The organism is Thermogymnomonas acidicola (genome assembly GCF_014646795.1).
GTDB lineage: Archaea > Thermoplasmatota > Thermoplasmata > Thermoplasmatales > Thermoplasmataceae > Thermogymnomonas > Thermogymnomonas acidicola.
Window position 1 is genome coordinate 422963 of record NZ_BMNY01000001.1, and the last position, 19325, is coordinate 442287.

The 19325-nt window shown below is 56.2% G+C and carries 15 protein-coding genes and 1 tRNA gene; 8 read left to right on the top strand and 8 right to left on the bottom strand.

All coding sequences use genetic code 11. From position 1 onward, the window contains the following. Nucleotides 1-299 precede the first annotated feature (299 nt). Both IEW66_RS02105 and IEW66_RS02110 read left to right on the top strand, forming a co-directional pair. Complete coding sequence (locus IEW66_RS02105; protein ID WP_188679890.1) at nucleotides 300-587, top strand: hypothetical protein; 288 nt, start codon at nucleotides 300-302, stop codon at nucleotides 585-587. Nucleotide 588: 1 nt separating this feature from the next. Continuing rightward, a complete protein-coding gene (locus tag IEW66_RS02110) occupies nucleotides 589-1530 on the top strand; it encodes a tyrosine-type recombinase/integrase (RefSeq protein WP_188679892.1) in 942 nt (313 codons plus the stop codon). Here the strand turns inward: IEW66_RS02110 and IEW66_RS02115 are convergent. From IEW66_RS02115 to acnA, 4 genes are all read right to left on the bottom strand, one after another. Continuing rightward, nucleotides 1512-1584, bottom strand: a tRNA-Pro gene (locus IEW66_RS02115). The genes IEW66_RS02110 and IEW66_RS02115 overlap by 19 nt on opposite strands. Nucleotides 1585-1752: 168 nt before the next feature. After that, entirely contained in the window at nucleotides 1753-3081 is a 1329-nt protein-coding gene (gene glnA, locus IEW66_RS02120; protein WP_188679894.1) for a type I glutamate--ammonia ligase, read from the bottom strand. 285 nt (nucleotides 3082-3366) lie between these two features. Then, nucleotides 3367-4647 (bottom strand): tetratricopeptide repeat protein, encoded by a 1281-nt coding sequence (locus IEW66_RS02125; RefSeq protein ID WP_188679896.1) that lies wholly within the window; start codon nucleotides 4645-4647, stop codon nucleotides 3367-3369. 48 nt (nucleotides 4648-4695) lie between these two features. After that, nucleotides 4696-7389, bottom strand: a complete 2694-nt coding sequence (gene acnA, locus IEW66_RS02130; RefSeq protein ID WP_188679898.1) for an aconitate hydratase AcnA — start codon at nucleotides 7387-7389, stop codon at nucleotides 4696-4698. Nucleotides 7390-7507: 118 nt separating this feature from the next. On the opposite strand from acnA, the gene IEW66_RS02135 reads away from it, so the two are divergent. From IEW66_RS02135 to IEW66_RS02145, 3 genes are all read left to right on the top strand, one after another. Further along, nucleotides 7508-8695, top strand: coding sequence for a mandelate racemase/muconate lactonizing enzyme family protein (locus tag IEW66_RS02135; RefSeq protein ID WP_188679899.1), 1188 nt, complete (start codon nucleotides 7508-7510; stop codon nucleotides 8693-8695). 109 nt (nucleotides 8696-8804) lie between these two features. Further along, nucleotides 8805-9539 carry an RAD55 family ATPase gene (locus IEW66_RS02140; RefSeq protein ID WP_188679901.1) on the top strand — a complete coding sequence of 245 codons (735 nt, stop codon included), beginning with the start codon at nucleotides 8805-8807 and terminating at the stop codon, nucleotides 9537-9539. A 340-nt stretch (nucleotides 9540-9879) separates the two neighbouring features. Beyond that, complete coding sequence (locus IEW66_RS02145; protein WP_188679904.1) at nucleotides 9880-10767, top strand: polysaccharide deacetylase family protein; 888 nt, start codon at nucleotides 9880-9882, stop codon at nucleotides 10765-10767. 20 nt (nucleotides 10768-10787) lie between these two features. On the opposite strand, the gene IEW66_RS02150 is transcribed toward IEW66_RS02145, so the two are convergent. Beyond that, complete coding sequence (locus tag IEW66_RS02150) at nucleotides 10788-12398, bottom strand: APC family permease (RefSeq protein WP_229657439.1); 1611 nt, start codon at nucleotides 12396-12398, stop codon at nucleotides 10788-10790. 155 nt (nucleotides 12399-12553) lie between these two features. Continuing rightward, the gene (locus tag IEW66_RS02155; RefSeq protein WP_188679908.1) at nucleotides 12554-14941 is read right to left on the bottom strand and encodes a valine--tRNA ligase; all 2388 of its coding nucleotides are present in this window, start codon (nucleotides 14939-14941) and stop codon (nucleotides 12554-12556) included. A gap of 100 nt (nucleotides 14942-15041) precedes the next feature. On the opposite strand from IEW66_RS02155, the gene IEW66_RS02160 reads away from it, so the two are divergent. The 3 genes from IEW66_RS02160 (at nucleotide 15042) to IEW66_RS02170 (ending at nucleotide 17260) form a co-directional block, all read left to right on the top strand. Beyond that, nucleotides 15042-15491 carry a hypothetical protein gene (locus tag IEW66_RS02160; protein WP_188679910.1) on the top strand — a complete coding sequence of 150 codons (450 nt, stop codon included), beginning with the start codon at nucleotides 15042-15044 and terminating at the stop codon, nucleotides 15489-15491. An 8-nt stretch (nucleotides 15492-15499) separates the two neighbouring features. Further along, on the top strand, nucleotides 15500-16291 hold the full coding sequence (locus IEW66_RS02165; RefSeq protein ID WP_188679912.1) for a D-aminoacyl-tRNA deacylase: 792 nt from the start codon (nucleotides 15500-15502) through the stop codon (nucleotides 16289-16291). Between the two features lie 195 nt (nucleotides 16292-16486). Then, the gene (locus IEW66_RS02170) at nucleotides 16487-17260 is read left to right on the top strand and encodes an SDR family oxidoreductase (protein ID WP_188679914.1); all 774 of its coding nucleotides are present in this window, start codon (nucleotides 16487-16489) and stop codon (nucleotides 17258-17260) included. Here the strand turns inward: IEW66_RS02170 and IEW66_RS02175 are convergent. Both IEW66_RS02175 and IEW66_RS02180 read right to left on the bottom strand, forming a co-directional pair. Next, the gene (locus tag IEW66_RS02175) at nucleotides 17249-18556 is read right to left on the bottom strand and encodes a serine hydroxymethyltransferase (RefSeq protein ID WP_188679916.1); all 1308 of its coding nucleotides are present in this window, start codon (nucleotides 18554-18556) and stop codon (nucleotides 17249-17251) included. The genes IEW66_RS02170 and IEW66_RS02175 overlap by 12 nt on opposite strands. Nucleotides 18557-18779: 223 nt before the next feature. After that, on the bottom strand, nucleotides 18780-19319 hold the full coding sequence (locus tag IEW66_RS02180; protein ID WP_229657440.1) for a magnesium-dependent phosphatase-1: 540 nt from the start codon (nucleotides 19317-19319) through the stop codon (nucleotides 18780-18782). Nucleotides 19320-19325: the final 6 nt, after the last annotated feature.

A 19325-nucleotide genomic window follows, 5' to 3' on the forward strand; every position in this document is an offset into this window, starting at 1 on the left:
AGCGATCTAGGCGGCAGTCGGACTTAAGTCGTATGAATTGAAGTAGAAGACGCACGGTCCGTGCTTTTCGCTTATGAGGGTTAGAAAAGAGGTTTCGTGGTTCACCGGAAGCGCGACGCTGGCAGCCGAAAGCAGTTGGAGTCCTGGGTGCGGAAGTTCAAGGTGTGAGCTCTCCTACATCCCTTTCCAGGGCTTTCATGGGGGAAGCTTGGGGAGGTGTTCTTTCGCCTAGGGGTAGCAGGGGGTCCATGTTGGGTTAGTCTCACGCATACGTTATCAAGGCAGAAGGTCCGCAATACATGACCTACGACCAGGTGAAATATGAGGAGGAGAAGTCCAACACCTCGGCGGCGCAGAAAAGGATAGATATGCTGTATCCCCATGTTCTTCACTACCAGAGAATTCGCACATGGCAGGTCTGGAAGTCCTGGGTGTCATCCCCCAGGAGGCACAAGGAGTACGATTTCAGGGTATGGGAAAGGACAGGATCCACGTGGATAGAGATCACAGAAGAGATGAAGGGTGAACTGAACGAATTTCCCCAGGAGAAGAACAGTCTGCGGGAGGCCGGAATGGAGGTTGAGTGATATGGACAAACAAATGAACGGGGACCTAGAGAGCAAGCTGCAGGAATACAGGCTGTGGGCCCTGACCATGGGGAGGTATTCTCCATCGACAGTCCAGAGAGCCATGAGAAGGATCCGGGAACTCTCCAGGGTACTGGATATATTCAACCCCTCCCAGGCCAAAATAATGGACTTTTTTGCCAAAGAAATTGAAAAGGGCGTCAAGCCCCATACACTGAACAACCAGAGGAAGGACCTTGCTTCCTGGTTCAGGTTCCTAGGTATAAAGATGGATCTTCCGAAGTTCAAGGAGCCTCCTCTTCCTGATCCCTGGATACCAGCGGATGAGGAGGTCAAAAGGATAATCTCCGCCGCCGGAAATTCAGGGGACATGGGCAGTTCGTCGAGAAACAAGGTGATAGTTGAGCTGCTGTTCTTCGGAGGTATAAGGATAGGGGAGCTGATCTCGATCAACCTGGAGGACATAAGGAGCACAGGGATAAGAATCAGGAGCGAGAAGGGTGAGGCCGAGAGGATAATAGGGCTTCCTACGGAAGTGATGAACGAGATAAGGGAGTACATAGAGTACTACAGGTACAACAGTGACCCGGCAGCACTGTTCACCACAAGGAGGGGGAGGATGAGCTACCACTATGTCAGAAACATACTGGGGCGAATCGGTGCAAGGGCAGGCGTTCCGAGGTTCCATGCTCACGCAGCAAGACACCGGTGCGCCACAGCGCTCCTGAGAGGGATTTTCGGCCAGAAACCCCTGGACATACGCATGGTGCAAATCCATCTCGGACACAGGTCACTTCGAACCACGGAGAGGTACACGCACATAACGCAGGAGGAGGTTGCGGAGCAGGTCAGGGAGAGGCTGACGCAGTTTTTTCAGTTCGATGAAAAGGTGATACAGATGCATGAATCCTTGCATGCACCACATGGGGCTGCCCGGATTTGAACCGGGGTCTCAGGCTCCCAAAGCCCGTAGGATACCAAGCTACCCCACAGCCCCTCCAACAGGTTCGGTTAACGCATATTACGATATAATCCCTGCGGCACAACGGCATCATCAATAATTCACAAAAATCCCTGCACACTGTGTGCTCGCAGCAATAACGACCGCCTTAGGGGCTCTGTAGCATGGAAAAATGGTATGTGGCAGGGTATTTCCCAGCCAGAACTAGAGTCTCGGCAGGTACCTCTCCAGCTCCCACTGTGTCACGTGCGAGCGGAAAGCGTCCCACTCCCTGGTCTTAACCTCTATGAAGTTCTCGAACACGTGCTGGCCCAGTATTTCCCTCATTAGCTTGCTGTTCTTCAGGTGGTGCAGAGCCTCGCCAAGGCTCTCCGGCATGGCCTGGATGCCAAGCTGCTGGCGCTCCTCAGGGGTCATGTGGAATATGTCCCTCTCCACGGGTTCCGGAGGCTCAAGTTTCCTCTGTATCCCATCGAGGCCCATGCCGAGTATCACAGCGAACTGAAGGTACGGGTTGCCTGCTGGGTCAGGGCACCTGAGCTCCATCCTCTTCTTCATGCCTGTGCCCGCCGGTATCCTCACGAGTGCGGTCCTGTTCTTGTTGGCCCATGATATGTAAACCGGGGCCTCAAAGCCTGGTATGAGCCTCTTGTACGAGTTGACCCAGGAGGCCAGCACAGCTGCTCCCTGGTTTATGTTGGCCAGTATGCCGGCAAGGTAGTGCATGCCCATCTCGCTTATCCCGTACTTGGCCCTCTCGTCCCAGAACATGTTCTGCTTCTCGTCCTCTGTCATGATACTCTGGTGCACGTGCATGCCCGAACCGTTCACCCCGTTGATGGGCTTCGGCATGAAGGTTGCGTAGAGGCCGTGGGCCCTGGCGGTGTTCTTGATTATGCTCTTCAGCATTGCAACCCTGTCTGCCATGACGACGGCCTCAGCGTACTTCAGGTCTATCTCGTGCTGCCCGTAGGCCACCTCGTGGTGTGCAGCCTCTGGCTGGTAGCCAAGCTTGTAGAGGCTGTCCAGTATCTCCTGCCTTATCTCGTTGGCCGCATCCAGCGGGGTGTTGTCGAAGTACCCCCCGTAGTCGCTGGGCTTGTTCGTTGGGCTCCCATTCTCATCCAGCTTGAAGATGAAGAACTCAAACTCTGGCCCCACAAAGAAGTCCAGCTTGTCCTTCTTCAGCCTCTGCACGGTCTTCTGGAGCACGTACCTCGGATCCCCTTCAAACCTCTTCCCCTCGGGCGTGTAGACGTCGCATATGAACCGTGCCACCTTTCCACCTGAATCTGGGAGGATCGTGTAGGTGGAGTAGTCAGGTATGGCCCTCATGTCGCTCTCTTCAATCTGGGCGTATCCCGCAACTGAACTGCCATCAAAGACCACACCTTCAGAGACAGTGGCCTCGAACCTGTTCTTGGGCACCGTTACAGTCTTTATCACGCCCAATATGTCCGTGAACTGAAACTGCAAAAACTCGATGCCGTCCTTCCTTATCCTCTCCAGTATGCTGCTGGGATCCTGCTGCATGACACCGTATGCAGGTTCCTATTTAAGTAGATTATCTTTAAATTTTTAACAAAACGTCGTAATTATTGCTCTGGTTTGCTAGATTTTGTTAGTTGCCAGGCTTAAAAACATTTTGCCGTGGGCTCGCACGAAAAATTTCGCACGTGCATACTGTATGTGCTGTAAAAATGGATCTACATCTTATCAAGAATTTCGACCTGGGCCGGATTATAAGGACCTGCTGAATGGGAAACTAGGAGGTGTCTTTGATGCCTGCAATCGGTGGTGGCTTCAGCAATGACTGAACTATCTGCTAAGTTCTGGAAACTGCTCGGTTAGATTCCTTATGAACTTCGACTGCAGTTCCAGAATCGTATTATCTTTATAATTGTAGATTGAGAGTGCCCTAGTTATATATGCGTAGGCGTCTCTTAGTATTGCTCCCATTCTTCTCTTTTCACATAGCCTCTCCAGAGATGATATATGTTCTTTCGCTAGGTCAAGGCGGTCTACTGATATCATGTACAGGGCGGACAGCTCCTCGTAGATAGCCATACCCTCAAAGTTAAGGTTCTTCCTGTAATACTCTCCTATCTCCCTGATCAGGTCCAGTGCCTTGCCCGGTTCGCCAGTGAATATGTATGAATGGGCCAGGTTAACTTTTGATAGGATTTCCCACCTAATATTCCCTATGTCCCTTGATATCCTTATTGCCTCAAGGCAAATACTCCTAGCTATCTCATAATCCCCCACGGATATCCTCACAGAGGCCTCGTTTATGATTGCCTGCAACCTCCTCTCCTCATTTCCTGTTTCTAGGAAATATTCCTCTGCCCTATTGTTGTACTCATAGAACTTATCAATTTTTCCTATGTAAGAATATAGATAAGCTATATTAAGATCAGCTGTGTGTGCACCTTCGGAGTCTCCTGCTCTTTCGAACTCGTCCCTGGCCCTCCTGAAGTATTCCAGCGCCGATGAGAAATCCTCCTGTGTGCTCCTGCATATTGCGATGCCCTGTAGTGCCCTGGCCATCAGGTCATGGTTTTCACTGCCCTCCGATATTTCTAGGGCCTTCCTGAAGTGTATCTCGGCAAAGCTGCACTCTGACCTGTACAGGTTGCAGTTGCCGTAAAGTATGTGGGCCTGGGCGATCCGCCTCCTGTCAGAACGCTGCTCGAGGGGCTTCATTATGGCTCCTATTATCTCCATGGCCCTGTTGTAGTTTCCGGATTTCACGTGGTAATTCGCAAGGTCCAGGTGCAGCTGGTAATACTCATCGTCATCCTCACCGAAGGTAAGGAGGGAGGTTATGATCCTGTAGATCTCCCCCTTCTCTTTGAGGAAGTCATCCGTCAGGCCCCTCTGGAATATGCGCAGGCCGGCATCTGTTGGCCTCACATGCACAATCTCGTCCATGCCGGCGCTCACCTCGATCCACCCCAGGTCCGCAAGCATCTGGAGTATCCTCAGGGCCTCCCTCTGGCCGAACGAATTGAAGCCCTGCCTCTCCAGGGCATCACCCTTAGCTTCCGGAAGAATCAGTCTTGCGATCCTGATTATGCCATCCGGTGCCGATATGTACATGTGTAGATAGGAAAAAATTGGGTCTTTCTATTAAGGTTTCCACGGTGCTCAGGATTTCGCTTCAGTGAGTATCTTTCTCATGACGAACTGCAGTATGCCTCCGTGCCTGTAGTACTCAACCTCTATGGGCGTGTCCAGCCTGACAGTGAGCACGACCTCGCCCGGCTTCCCTTCGGTGGTCGTGAAGCGCATCCTGGCCCTTCCGCCCGGCTTCAGGGCGCCCCTCAGGTCTATGGTGAACGGCTTCGATGTATCTGCCTTTATGCTGTTTATGTCCTGCCCGTCCGGGAACTGGAGAGGCAGGATGCCCATGCCGATGAGGTTGCTCCTGTGTATTCTCTCGAAGCTCCTGGCAACAACGGCCTTCACACCTATCAGCATGGGCCCCTTTGCTGCCCAGTCCCTGGAGCTTCCGGAACCGTACTCCTTACCTGCGAACACAACCAGGGGGACACCTTCCTTCATGTACTTGACAGCAGCATCGTATACGAACATCACCTCACCGGCAGGCAGGTACTTCGTGTACGGGCCCTCTCTGCCGGCCAGTGCGTTCTTTATCCTGTTGTTGCCGAAGGTGCCCCTCATCATGACCTCATGGTTCCCCCTCCTGGCACCGTAGGAGTTGAAGTCCTCTGGCCTCACGCCGTGCTCCATCAGGTACTTCCCTGCAGGGCTATCCCTGGCTATGGAGCCCGCCGGGGATATGTGGTCCGTGGTCACTGAATCGCCCAGGACGAGGAGGGGCCTCGCATCCCTGAGCTCCTCCGGCTCCTCGGGCACATCAACACTGAAGCCGTCAAAGAATGGTGGCCTCCTGATGTATGTGCTCTTCTCGTCCCAGGCGTAGAGCAGCCCGGACGGTGCATCCAGGGAGTTCCACCTCTCGTTGAAGGCGTTCACGTCCCTGTACTTCTCTATGAACATTTCCCTCTTAATCGTGTTAGCAATGACACCGTTCACCTCTTCATCGCTGGGCCATATGTCCTTAAGGTACACGTCCCTGCCATCACTGCCCTTTCCGATGGGCTCGTGCTCGAGATCCTTCACAACAGTGCCTGCTATGGCGAAGGCCACCACAAGGGGCGGGGACATCAGGTAGTTCGCCCTCACGTTCCTGTGTATCCTGGCCTCGAAGTTCCTGTTGCCGGACAGGACAGCGGCCGTTGCAAGCCCATCCTTCACTATGGCCTCCTCTATGGCAGGGTCCAGGGGCCCGCTGTTCCCAATGCATGTAGTGCAGCCGAAGCCAACCGTGTAGAAGCCAAGCCTGTCCAGGTAGGCCTGCAGCCCAGATTTCTCCAGGTAGTCAGAGACGACCCTTGAACCGGGAGCAAGGCTCGTCTTTACCTTGGGGCTCACTGCCAGGCCCCTCTCCACGGCCTTCTTGGCCAGGAGGCCTGCCGCCACCATTACCTTGGGGTTGCTGGTGTTGGTGCAGCTCGTTATTGCAGCTATGACCACATCGCCGTCCCTCAGTGTCTCTTCCCTGCCCCTGACCTTGATCTTTGAAGCCTTCAGGTACACCTGCCCGTTTGAAGACCTATCCTGGGACGAGGTCTCCAGGTACTTCAGGAAGCTGTCACCTATCCTGCCGAGGGGCACACGCTGCTGCGGGAGGCTTGGGCCGGCCACACTGCTCTCAACAGTGGAGAGGTCCAGGTCTATAACTTCGGAGTAGTCCACGTTCTTCTGTGCCCCGAAGAGCCCCTGGGCCTTCATGTACTTTTCGACGAGCTCCACCTGCTCCTCCGGCCTCCCGGCCATGCGGAGGTAACTTATCGTCTCCTCATCCACCGGGAACAGTGCCAGCGTGGCACCGTATTCCGGGCACATGTTCGAGAGCGTGGCCCTGTCAGGCAGCGATAGAGATGAGACTCCCGGGCCGTAGAACTCGACGAACTTGCCCACGACGTTGTGCTTCCTCAGGAGCTCCGTGAGCGTGAGGACCAGGTCAGTGGCGGTAACCCCGGGCCTGAGCCTGCCATGCAGGTTCACGCCCACAACCTCAGGCGTCTTGAACGTGACTGGCTGGTCCAGCATGGCGGCCTCGGCCTCTATGCCTCCAACACCCCAGCCAACAATGCCGAGGCCGTTGATCATGGTGGTGTGAGAATCTGTGCCGACGAGGGTGTCCGGGAAGGCGTAGGTCTTGCCCTCCTTCGTCGCGGTCATGACGACCTTGGCAAGGTACTCGAGGTTCACCTGGTGGATTATGCCAACCGATGGCGGTATGACCCTGAGGTTACTGAACGCGTTCTGGGCCCACTTCAGGAACCTGTACCTCTCCGTGTTCCTCTCAAACTCCTTCTCCCTGTTCAGCTCCAGTGCCTGGGGGACTCCATAGAAGTCCACCTGCACGGAGTGGTCTATGACCAGGTCCACAGGTACCTGCGGCTGTATGAGCGTTGGGTCGATTCCCATCTCCCTGACCTTGTCCCTCATGGCAGCAAGGTCCACGACCGCAGGCACGCCAGTGAAGTCCTGCATCACAACCCTTGCGACCTTGAAAGGGATCTCGGTATCGGGGACGTTGTGAGCATCCCACCTTATCAGGTTCTCAACGTCCTCCTGGGTAACGGCCCTTCCGTCCATGTTCCTTATGAGCGATTCGAGTATGATCCTTATGGACAGGGGGAGCCTGGAGACCTTGAAGCCCATCTTTTCAAGATCGGGCAGTGAGAAGTAGTGGTATTCCTTGCCGCTGACGGTGAGTGTCCTCTCGATCCTGTAGCTGCTTTCCATGTATACCGTATCCCCGCAATTTAGATATTCCTTTCTAATTCCAATCGCCAGCGACGGCTTCCAGTGACTCCGGCCTCTGACGGGATCAATTAATATGCTCCTGAGCGCTTCTCTGCACATGGACAGCAAAATATCCAGCGTTGAGATCCTGGAACTCGGTGAAAAGGGAAGGGAGATATCGTCACCGTGGAGCTCCACGATCCTCCTTGTCCGCCTGACAACATCCGACGGTACAGTAGGCTACGGAGAAGCCCCGACTACGCTCATGACGCTCCCTGTGAAGGAGAGCCTCAGAGAGGTCGAGAGGGTCTTCTCTGGGAAGAACGTGTTCAACGTCGAGAGGAACGTCAAGGAATTCTACAAGCACTCCTTCTACCTCTCAAAGTCCATGGAGGCAACCTCCGCGCTCAGTGCGTTCGAGATCGCCTCATGGGACATAATAGGCAAGAAGCTTGGCGCACCCATATACGACCTCATGGGCGGGCAGATAAACGACAGGATCCGGGCATACGCCAACGGCTGGTACTCGAACTGCGTCACCCCTGAGGACTTCCTCAACAAGGCAAAGCAGGTCGTGAAGATGGGCTTCACCGCCATGAAGTTCGACCCGTTCGGCAACAACTTCGACTCGATATCCAAGAAGGGCCTGAGGAATGCAGTGGCCATAGTGGAGAAGCTCAGGGACGGGCTGGGGGATGATGTAGACCTCCTGATAGAGACGCACGGGCGGTTCTCCACCAGGGCCGCCATAGAGGCCGGTCGGGCGCTGGAAGAGTTCAACCCGTTCTTCATGGAGGAGCCGGTCCACCCCGAGCTGGAGGTTGGCCTGGCAGAGTTCAAGAGGTACGTCTCCATACCTGTGGCGCTCGGAGAGAGGCTCCTGAACAAGACCGACTTTGCAAGGTACATCTCAGAGGGCCTCGTGGACGTCATACAGCCTGACCTGACAAACTCCCTTGGTATACTCGAGAACAAGAAGACAGCCGCGATAGCGGAGGCATTCGGTGTCCCGGTTGCATTCCACAACGCCTTCGGTCCCATACAGACCGCAGCGACCCTAAACGTCGATTACACAATCCCGAACTTCCTGATACAGGAGAGCTTTGAGGCCTTCTGGCCAGACTGGAAGAAGAACCTGGTCAAGTCAGGATACAAGCTGGAGAACGGCTACTTCACCCTATCAGGCAGGCCTGGCCTCGGCATAGAGGTGGACGAGAAGATCATAGAGAGCCACAAGGTCGATGGGATGGAGCCGTTTGACGAGAACGAGCCTCCATGGGTTGTCTCCGGGACCTACAAGGAATGAGCGCCTTCCACTCCCAAGTCCATGTTCCTGGAAAGCGCATTTTTACATTTCCTTCATGCCCGGAGGGAGTGGAGCAAAATCTTTCTACACCCTGAGGAATGCATAGGGCATGCCCCCTGGTGACCTCGCCTCAACCGGAAACGGAGACGTAGATGAGCTCCTGCTTGGCGGGCTCAGGAGGGGCACCAACGCCCTCGTCACGGGGGAGCCGTTCACCCCCAAGGACCTCCTCTGCTATGCCTTCGTGAATGCCAGTGTGGAGAGGGGTGAGAGCGTCATCGTTGTGCTTGTTGACAGGGGCATTCCAGAGGTGGCAGAGAACCTCAGGCTACTGGGGCTGGATCCGGAGAGGGCGGAGGAGAGCGCTTCCATAGTCTACATCGATGCCTATTCCAGGTCAATACAGGTTGAACCAGCTTCAAAGCTGGCCATTCAGATCGATTCGCCTGCCAACGTCTCCATGACCATAAAGGCCATCGACTCCGTGGCACAGAGGCTCAGGCTATCTGGCAGGAGGTACAACATGGTGCTCTGGTCACTCACATCATATCCCTACATGCTGGAACAGCACGTCCTCCTAAGGCTCCTACAGCAGGTGGCACAGAAGAGGAAGAATGAGGGCTGTGTCTCCCTATACGTCCTGGACGAGGGGATCTTCGAGGAGAGGTTCTACGAGGCCATAAACTACGTGGTCGATGGAAAGATAAGGTTCAGGCGGGAAGGCAGCAGGGATTACCTGAGGGCAGAGGGGTTCGACGGGGCAGCGACAAGGGAGTGGGTGGAGGTCGTGCGCTCAGGGGCCACATTCCATCTGGGCTCTTTCAACGTTGAGAGGATAAGGTAGGCACTCCACATGAATGGGCCCACTCAGGCTGCCCGTCACTCATCACCCGTCAGTCAAGGCTGATCTCATCACAGTGGGCCGCTGGCCGGAGAACATAACTTCTGCCGGTCTCTGCCTCTTCCAATGGCTGGGCATGTTATAAACCTGTTGCCCCTGCACCCCCTCCCTAGGGCATGCCCCACTGGCACCCACGTGACAGATACAGCCGCGTGATTCACCTGGCCCCAACCCTGGCCACTGTGCTCTGGGGGCAGAGCACGGGTATCGGCTCCGTGCAAATCGTGTGCTGCGGGCAGGGCATGGAAGCCATCATTTATCCATTCCTCCAGACTCTCTCAGCATGAACTCCATAGACTATGTGGGTTACGGAAGGCACCCTCCCGAGTTCAGGTGGCCCGGGAACAGCACCCTGGCTCTCTCGATTGTTGTGAACTTCGAGGAGGGCGGCGAGCACTCCATGAGCAAGGACGGCATGGTGGAGGGGATCGGCGAGTTCCCGCCTGTGGACATAGAGGCCGAGGACGTTGGCCTGGCATCTGCATATGCATATGCCCAGAGGGTAGGGATATGGAGGGTCCTTGACACCCTCTCAAGGCACAGGGTAAGGGCTACGTTCTTTGCCGTGGCCAGGGCACTGGAGCTGAATCCGGAGGCAACAGAGGCCATAGTGCAGGCCGGGCACGAGATATGCGACCACGGCTACACCTGGACGGAGCTGTTCAGGATGAGCGAGGAGCAGGAGCTGGAGGAGATAAGGAAGTCCATAGAGGCCATCGAGGGGCTAACGGGCCAGAGACCGGTAGGTTTCTATGCCAGGGAACCAAGTGAGAGGACACTCAAACTTCTTTCGAGGTTCGAGAACTTCATCTACGATTCGGATGCCTATGACGATGACATCCCATACCGGCCTGCCGGGAGTAGGCTCATCATAGTGCCGTACACGCCTGACGCCAACGACTTCCACTTCCTCTATCCCATGAACAGGTTCGATAACTCCGACGCGTTCCTCAGGTACCTCATCGATACCTTCGACACCCTGTACGAGGAATCAAAGGAGAGGCCAAAGATGATGAGTGCGGCCTTCCACGTGAGGATAACGGGCAGGCCCGGCAGGATAAAGGCCCTGTCCTCATTCCTGGACTACGTGAAGGGAAAGCAGGGCGTCTGGATCGCGAGGAGGGATGAAATAGCGAGGTTCTGGATCGAAAGGGTGCTGCCGCGCCTCTGAGAGCGCTGGCCGTTAGCCCTTCATGTGGACGGGGGCCCCTCAGCCCTTATGCCCTTCTTCGCCATGTATGCGTTGCCGCTGATGACGCCCACTGCGTAAAAGACCAGCACAACCGCTGTGAAAACTATTATATTGTAGGGGAATGGCACAACGTCTATGCCACCGAGGTTGGATGGTCCCGGGCTGATGCTGAGGAAGTACGAGAGGGCAAGGATCGCTGCCAGGTATACCGGGTACCATATGCCTCCCCTGATGTCCTCGGCGTCCACCTTTGTTTTCCTGGCATGGTATATGAAGAGGAGCGCACCCACAAGCACTGAGGGTATGGCTATTATCAGGTACTTGAAGCCAGTCCAGTAGAGGAGGTAGCTGCCCACGACGAACCCTATGGGGGCCAGCACCTGGGCGGCGGGCAGCCTGAAACTGTCCCCGGGCGCCTTCACGTGCCTCCTGAAGACCATGAGGCTCACAGCCGCCGGTCCGTAGGAAACAAGTGAAGCGTCCACGAACACCAGGGCCACACTTATGAACACAGGGACCAGGAAAGTGTAGAAGGCGCTTATCAGCAGCACGGCTATGACAGAGTAGTAAGGGACGCCCCTCTTCCCGAGCCTCGCGAAGAACGGTGGCAGGTACCTGTTCTCAGATATGTTGGCCAGGACCCTCGCAGCCCCTCCACTGTATATCAGCGAGGAGGATGCGGAGGAGTGTATGGACGTGAAGAATATGAAATATGCCATCACCGCCAGGCCCACACCGAACGCCATGGCTGGCAGCGGGAATGTCAGGCTGGACAGCGAGGCCCAGTCGCCCGGGCTTATGCCAAGGTAGCTCCAGTTCACGGAGCCAATGAAATCAACGGAGAGGAGCGTGTAAAGGATGAACGACACTATTATTGACAGGCTTATTGCTATCGGTATCGTCCTCTTGTGGTCCTTGACCTCTTCAGCATAGTCAACGGGCTGCCTGAAGCCTGCATACGCATAGACGGTCGTCGCAACGGCGAAAAGGAGGCCGGAGCCCCCGTAGGGAGCGAAGCCCCCAGGGAGGGCAGTGAAGTTGGAGGGGTGGAAGTACAGGGCCAGGAAGAAAACCCCTATGAATGCCAGGGACAGGAGCTTCAGCCACGTGAGGAATGAATTGGCCTGGTTCAGGTACCTGACACCGAAGTAGTTGCCCAGGAAGAAGAGAAAGACTATGAGTATGGTCAAGAGCTCGCCGTATATTGTGAGCTGGCTGGTCTTCAGGTTGTAGAGGACGGGGAAGAAGAAGCTCAGGTATTCCACCATCGCAACGACCTCTGAGACGGGCGCGAGCACGTAGCCGAGGAAGGCGCCCCAGCCGTTGAATATGCCGGTAAGTGGGCCATTAGATACCTGCGGATATGTGCCTACGCCGCCTGTCCTGGGCATTATGGTGCCCAGCTCCGTGTATATGAGGCCTATGACGAGCATCATTACGGCGCCTATGACCCAGGCCACAATGCCCTCAGGGCCGGCTGCCGAAAGGACCGTGACGGGAATGAAGAGGATAGCGGACCCGAGTATGGCGCTTGCGCCGAAGAAAGTCGCACCGAATACGCCTATCTCTTTCCTGTACTCTCCCTGCCTGATCTCGCTGCGTGTTTCCACTTGAAGCACCCTGTTGTTATGCCTTTCCGGATCCATCAGGATAGATCTATATAAAACTTATCTGCGGAATGTCGAACAGGGTTCACACAGGAACGGAATATGGAAACAAATTATGTCTGATTTCCATTTCCTATGAAACATTTGGGGACTGGGACTCAGGCGATTACCTCCACGGCCACGTCCTGGCCCTCCTCCGTGACCATTTCACCTATCTTCATGGTCAGCCTTATTATCTCACCGAACCTGGAAACGGTCTCCGGGTCGGCCCTCACCCTGAGCCTGGGTATTGGGACAGACAGTGGCTGGTTGTTCTTTGAGCGAAGGGCCCTCACAGCGGCCATGATATCCACAGCCCTGTCGCCCATCCTCTCGTACTCCGCGTCCCTGTACTGCGAGTCCTCTGAGGGCCACCTCTCCAGGTGGATGCTCTTCTCCCCTCCCAGCCTGAACTCCTGGTAGACGCTCTCCGTTATGAACGGGAGGAAGGGAGCGTACATCTTCAGGAGCGTCAGGAGTGACAGGGAAGCAACAGCGGCCGTCTCGCTGGCACCCTGAGTGTCGCCGGTCTCCCTGCAGCGTGATGCCCTGGCCTTCGCCATCTCCAGGTAGTTGTCGCAGAAGGTGTTCCAGAAGAAGTTGTCCACACTGGCCCTTGCCTTAGACACCTGGTACTGGTCCATTTCACCGGTAGCCTCCACTATCAGCCCCTGGATCTTCGAGAGGATCCAGCGGCTCTCCGGGAGCCTCGGGACACCGTCCCAGTGCTGCCCTGCTCCATCGGAGAGCATGTGGACGAGCCTGGAGGCATTGTAAATCTTGATCACAGTCCTCCTGCCCCTCACGAAGTCCTGCTCCCTTATCTTTATGTCCTCCCCGGGCTGTGTTGTCGATGCCCAGTATCTCAGGGCATCGGCACCGTACTTCTCTATTACGCTTGACGGCTCCACTATGTTCCCCTTGCTCTTGCTCATCTTCTGCCCGTAAGGGTCGTAGACGTTGCCGCTGATGAACAGGTTCTTCCAAGGTATCTTGCCGTCGTGTATGTGTGACCTCGCTATTGTGGTGAAGGCCCAGAAGGATATTATGTCGTGTCCCTGGAAGCGTATGTCCATCGGGTAGAGGCTCTCGAAGGCGCCGTACCTGGTCAGGGCTATCCTTGGGGTTAGAGAGGAGGTCGCCCAGGTGTCCATGACGTCCCTCTCGGGCTCGAACTGGTCCGAGCCGCACTTCTCGCACCTGCCCTTCGGCGGCTGCACCCTCGGGTCCACCGGGAGTTCAGAAGGGTCGGCCAGCTTTACCTCGCCGCAGGACCTGCAGTACCACACGGGAAACGGGACGCCGAAGTACCTCTGCCTTGATATGCACCAGTCCCACCTCAGGCCGTTTATCCAGTTCTCGTACCTAGACCTCATGTGCTCCGGGATCCAGTTCACCTCACTCCCCCTTCTAAGGAATTCGTCCCTGAGGTCCAGGTACCTCACAAACCACTGCGTGCTTATTGTTATTTCAATGGGCGTGTTGCACCTCTCGTGCGTGTTCACGGAATGCTTGATCCTCTCAACCTTCTCCACCAGCCCGCTTGAGCTTAGGATCTCGATGGCCCTCTTCCTCGCGTCCTGGATGCTCATTCCGGCCAGGGGGCCAGCCATGGAGTTCATCTTGCCACTGTCATCTATTATGATCCTCGCATCCATCCTGAGCTCCCTCCATATCTGGAGGTCGTTCTGGTCCCCGAAGGTGCAGAGCATCTCCGCACCCGTGCCCTTTGCCGGGTCCACGTATGGGTGCGGGATTATCCTGACCCTCTGGCCGTATATGGGTACGGTCACCTCCTTTCCCTGTAGGGCCCTGTACCTTTCGTCCTCGGGGTTCACCAGGACAGCTATGCACGCACCGAGCATCTCCGGCCTGGTCGTTGCTATCGTTATTGACCCGCCACCGACAACTCCGAACTCGATGTACACAAAGTCTGTGCTCATCTCCTGGTCCTTCATCTCGATCTGCGATATTGCCGTCTTGCAAGTCGGGCACCTGATGCTCGGCGCTGCAGTCCTGTAAGCCCTGCCCTTCCTGTAGAGGTCTATGAACATCCTCTGCGATATCCTCTTGCTGTAGTTCGATGATGTGGTGTAGAAGTCGCTGAAGTCCGCGCTTATGCCTATGTCCTTCCATGTCCTGAGGAGCTCGCTCTCGGCCTTCCTTGCCACATCCTGGCATGCCCTGATGAACTCGCCCAGTTCCATGTTCTCCGCCTTCACCCCAAGCTCCTTCTCCGCGTACCTCTCCGTCGGCAAGCCGTTGTCATCGAAACCCCAGGGGTAGAACACGCGGTACCCCCTCATCCTCTTGTACCTTGCGATGAAGTCCTGGTGCGGGTAAGAAAAGGCATGGCCCATGTGCATCTTTCCAGATATGGTCGGCGGGGGCGTATCTATCGTGAAGTACTGTTCCCTGCTGCCTCCGTCGTATTTGAATGAGTACAGGTTCAGGTCATCCCATAGCCTTTTCACGCTCTCTTCCATGCCTCTGATGTCAAGTTCCATCTCCAGTTGTTATTTTCAACTTGTAGATAACCTTTTGATCCCGTATATGCCGGGATGGAAATGCTTACATATTTATCTCAAGCGGGAATACTTAAGGTATATGAGAGGGGAAGACCGTGGGGTGATAGACTCGATCATAAGGAACGAGGAGGGCATCCTGGGCCAGATGATGGAGCTGAGGGACAGGAGCAGCCTCTCCAACATCATCATGTTCCTGGACGCCTTCATTCAGAGCCGGGAGAACACCATAAGGTTCCTCAGGGGAATCGAGAGCGGTGAGGAGCACAGGGGAGAGATAAGGAGGGAGATAAAGGAGATAGGCTCTACAGAACACCTGGCCATGGGGGATGTGGACCCTAACAGCCTGAGGGACACTTTGCTCTTCATATCGAAGCTGGAGGAGGAATCACTCAGGGGCATCTCCGAAGCTGTGGGGAAGGTGAGCGACCCCGGCCTTAGGCGCCTGCTGGAAGGCATGCTATCTGACAGGAGGAAGGTAAAGGCCAAGGCCGAACACCTGTACCATGATTTAATAGAGACATCGTATTGAGTTCCGGAATGAGGCGCCTCATAGTGGGTTCCAAGGAGGATGACGCAAGCCTCACCATGTTCAGGCACTTCGTTGAGGCGAGGGGGCCTGAGGAGGTGGGCGATGGCCTTTACGCTGACAGTTCCTTTGTTTACATGCTGGTGGAAAGGCGGCACATATACTGCGACAACGTGGATAAGGACCCGAGGCTCTCGGGCGAGGCCTTCAAGGACGTGGTGTTCCTGTCCAGGCACAGCTCATCAGCACAGATAAAATCCCTCACCGTGCATCCCACGGGAAACTTTGGGCCGGCTGACCTTGGCGGGAGGGAGAGGACCGTGAGCGTGAGCGACCCCGGCTACATGCTGCCGACCCTGAAGGAGTTGAGGGAGGCTTACAGCGGTAACGGGTACGAGATAACGTTTGAGGCCACACACCATGGCCCTTACATGGAGACGCCGAACTTCTACATTGAGATAGGCACCACACCGGAGGACTGGCACAGGCCGGAGGTGCTCGATGCAGTCCTCAGGGCTGTGGAGAGCGCCCACCAGTGCTCCGGGCCAACCTTCATAGGGGTTGGCGGGGGCCACTACATGCCCAAGATAACGGAGTACGCGGTTGAGAACGGCATACCGGTGGGCCACATGGTATCGAAGCACAGCCTTGCGGTTACGGACAGGAGCGGCATACTGGAGGCCATAAGGAAGACACCCGGATGCAGGGGCATACTGGTGGACAGAAAGGGCGTGAAGTCCGAGGGCAAGGCCATCGTGAGCGCCGTTGCAGATGAACTGGGCATGGAGACGGTGATCATCTGACCTGCACACACCCGGCTCCGGTGGCTTCCCAGCCAGTCCAGCGCAACACGCACGAAACCAGGGAGGGCTGAACCGGTATGCCCAAGCATTTGGAAAAGTTATTACTTTCCCTGCAGATTGACACGTGCCTTCAGGCCATGGGGTAGCCCTCAGGGCATACAGGGGCTTCACCCCTGGGCACGCAGGGGGTATGGAATGTCGGAAGGGAAGTGCGCAGTTGTCACCGCTGCCAGTTCTGGTATCGGAAAGGGTATAGCCAGGGTACTCGTCTCATCCGGGTACAGGGTGCTCATAGCATCATCGAGCGATAGGATATACTCTGCCGCCAGGGAGATCGATCCATCGGGCAGGGACGTGATGCCGCTGAGGGCGGACCTAAGGAAGAGGGAGGACGTGAGGGGAATAGTTGCAAAGGCTGCCCAGTGGTCTGGGCATGTGGACGCCCTGGTGGTGAACTACGGGGACCCCAGGGTCGCACCCTTCATGGAACTGAGCGATGCGGACTGGGACGAGAGCATATCCATGTTCATCTCCGCCAGCGTGACCCTTTCGAGGGACTTTGCCAGGCTGAACTGGGGCCGCGGCGGCTCCATCGTCTACGTCACATCCATGACGGTGAAGCAGGCACTTGAGGGCTTCTCCATATCGTCATCCCTCAGGTCAGCCGTGGTGGCCCTCTCAAAGGTACAATCGCTTGAGTTCTCACGCGGGGGCATAAGGGTTAACAGCATTTCCCAGGGCTATATAGAGACGGAGAGGGTGAAAAGGATAGCGGAAGCCAGCGCCCTCAGGAACGGTACGAGCGAAGAGGAAGAGGTGAGGAAGATCGTGTCCCAGATCCCCGCCGGCAGGCTCGGCAGGCCAGAGGAGGTAGGGGAGCTCGTGGCCTTCCTTATCTCTGATAGGGCCTCCTACATAACCGGTGCAAACATTGTGATTGACGGAGGCATTGTCAGGTCAATGCCCTGAGTCGCCAAGATCGGCTATCTCGAAGTACCTGTAGGCCTCCAGCCTGCCGAAGCAGTACTTAACCTCCCTGTGTGCGTCCTTCAGCTCCCTTACTTCCTGTATTATCTTCTCCTTTTCCTCCCCCTTCACAACTGCCCTGTGTATAAGCCTGGCCACCTCCCTGCAGTCGTCCTCACTGAAGCCTATCCTCGTGACCTCCTGGCTCCCTATCCTGAGCCCGCTGGGGTTCTGGGACTTCCTGCTGTCGTCCCACGGGAGCATGTTCTTGTTGAGGATTATGTTCCTCTGTTCCAGCAGTTCAGCCACCTTGCGGCCACCGCCGTACTCCCTGACGTCCACCACCAGTGTGTGTGACCTCGTGTAGCCGTTCTTCTCGCCGAGCACCTTCATTCCAAGGGAAGCAAGCTCCTCTGCCATGGCCCTGGCATTCTTCACAACCTGCGCCGCGTACTTCTCCCCAAACTCCATGGCCTCCGCAAGCGTCACACCGAGGGCAGCCATGGCGTTCAGGTGGTGGTTGCTCAGCGTCCCGGGGAACACGCCCCTCTGCACCGCCTTCCACACCTCCTCATCCGCGTTTCCCAGGATTATTCCGTGCTGGGGGCCAGGGAGTGTTTTGTGGGTGCTCCCTGTCACTATATGCGCCCCCTCCCTCAGTGGGTCCTGGAACTGCTTGCCCGCTATCAGGCCCAGCACATGGGCACCGTCGTACCAGACGGTGCAGCCTATCTCCTCGAAGACGTCCCTCAGTTCCCTCAGGGGAGTGGGGAAGAGGAACACGGACTGCCCGAAGAGCACCAGCTTCGGCCTCGTCTCCCTGAGCAGCTTCGCCGTGCCGTCTATGTCGATGTTCATCTCCTCAACATCGAAGGGATAGTTGACAGGGTTGAGGCCCCTGAGGCCAACAGCGCCGAACCTGGCTGCGCTTATGTGCCCCCCTCCCTCAAGCGGGGGTGTGGTTATTGTATCTCCGGGCTGCGTGAGGCCGTAGAGCACAGACGTGTTCGCGTTCGTCCCAGATATGGGCCTCGGGTCAGCCTGCTTGGAACCGAACACCTTCTTCGCAAGCTCGGTCACCATGTCCTCAACCTGGTCCACGAAGAAGTTGCCCTGGTAGTACCTGTGGTGTGGCAAGCCCTCAGCGTACCTGAAACCGAAGTCCGTGAGGAGCATCTCCATGGCCAGTGGGCTCATGATGTTCTCGGACGCGATCAGGGGTATCGAATCCCTGAAGAGCGCGTTGTGCCTCCTGGCCAGGTCCCTGATGGCCAGCGCATAATCGATGGGCCTTTCCATAATCAAGCACCTACACTCCTAACCTCCCATGCCTGCCTGCCGGGAGTCCACCGGAGAAACCGGTTGCCATAGATATTGTTTGTGTTCACCTCTCCACAGGGCCAGCGGAACACAGTGATGAGAGTACATCTCTCCGGCAGTAGTGAGGCTTGACCGGCCAAACCTGAAGGGAGAGGTGCAAGTTCCCTGGTGCGTGTCGTGGTATCGACCGTGAACTACCGGGTCACTGTCCGGCAGGCCCTTCTCTGGCTGCAGGTGTGCCAAGTACCTTATCCTCCACGATCCTCCTGGCCTCCGCGTAGTCCCTTATTACCTTCCATATGTGTATGAAGATGACCTCCCCAACCTGGCGCCTTATCTCCTCCATGTGGATGTCCCTGTCGTCCACATAGACCACTCTCTCCGGAGGTATCACGAGGCCACCGCCGGCGAGGCCGTCCAGGACCCTGCGCAGCCTGCCTGCCTTGTCAGGGGTGTACTCCGTTGCGTGCAGGTCGAAGAGTTCCCATATGCCGAGCTTCTTCAGGGCCTCCTCCACATAGTCAAACCTGTTCCAGCTCAGTGTGCAAGTTATTGCACCATTGGACCTGCACCACCTGATGAACTCTATTGCATCTTGGTAAGGTCTTATCCTTGTGCCGTTTTCCGATACAAGCACGCCCCCCTCCACACGGTATGGTGGGTCAACGCCGGTTATGTTCAGGTGATCCCATACCGTGCCATCCAGGTCCATCATCAGCAACCATGGCCGCCTTCTATCCACGGCAGC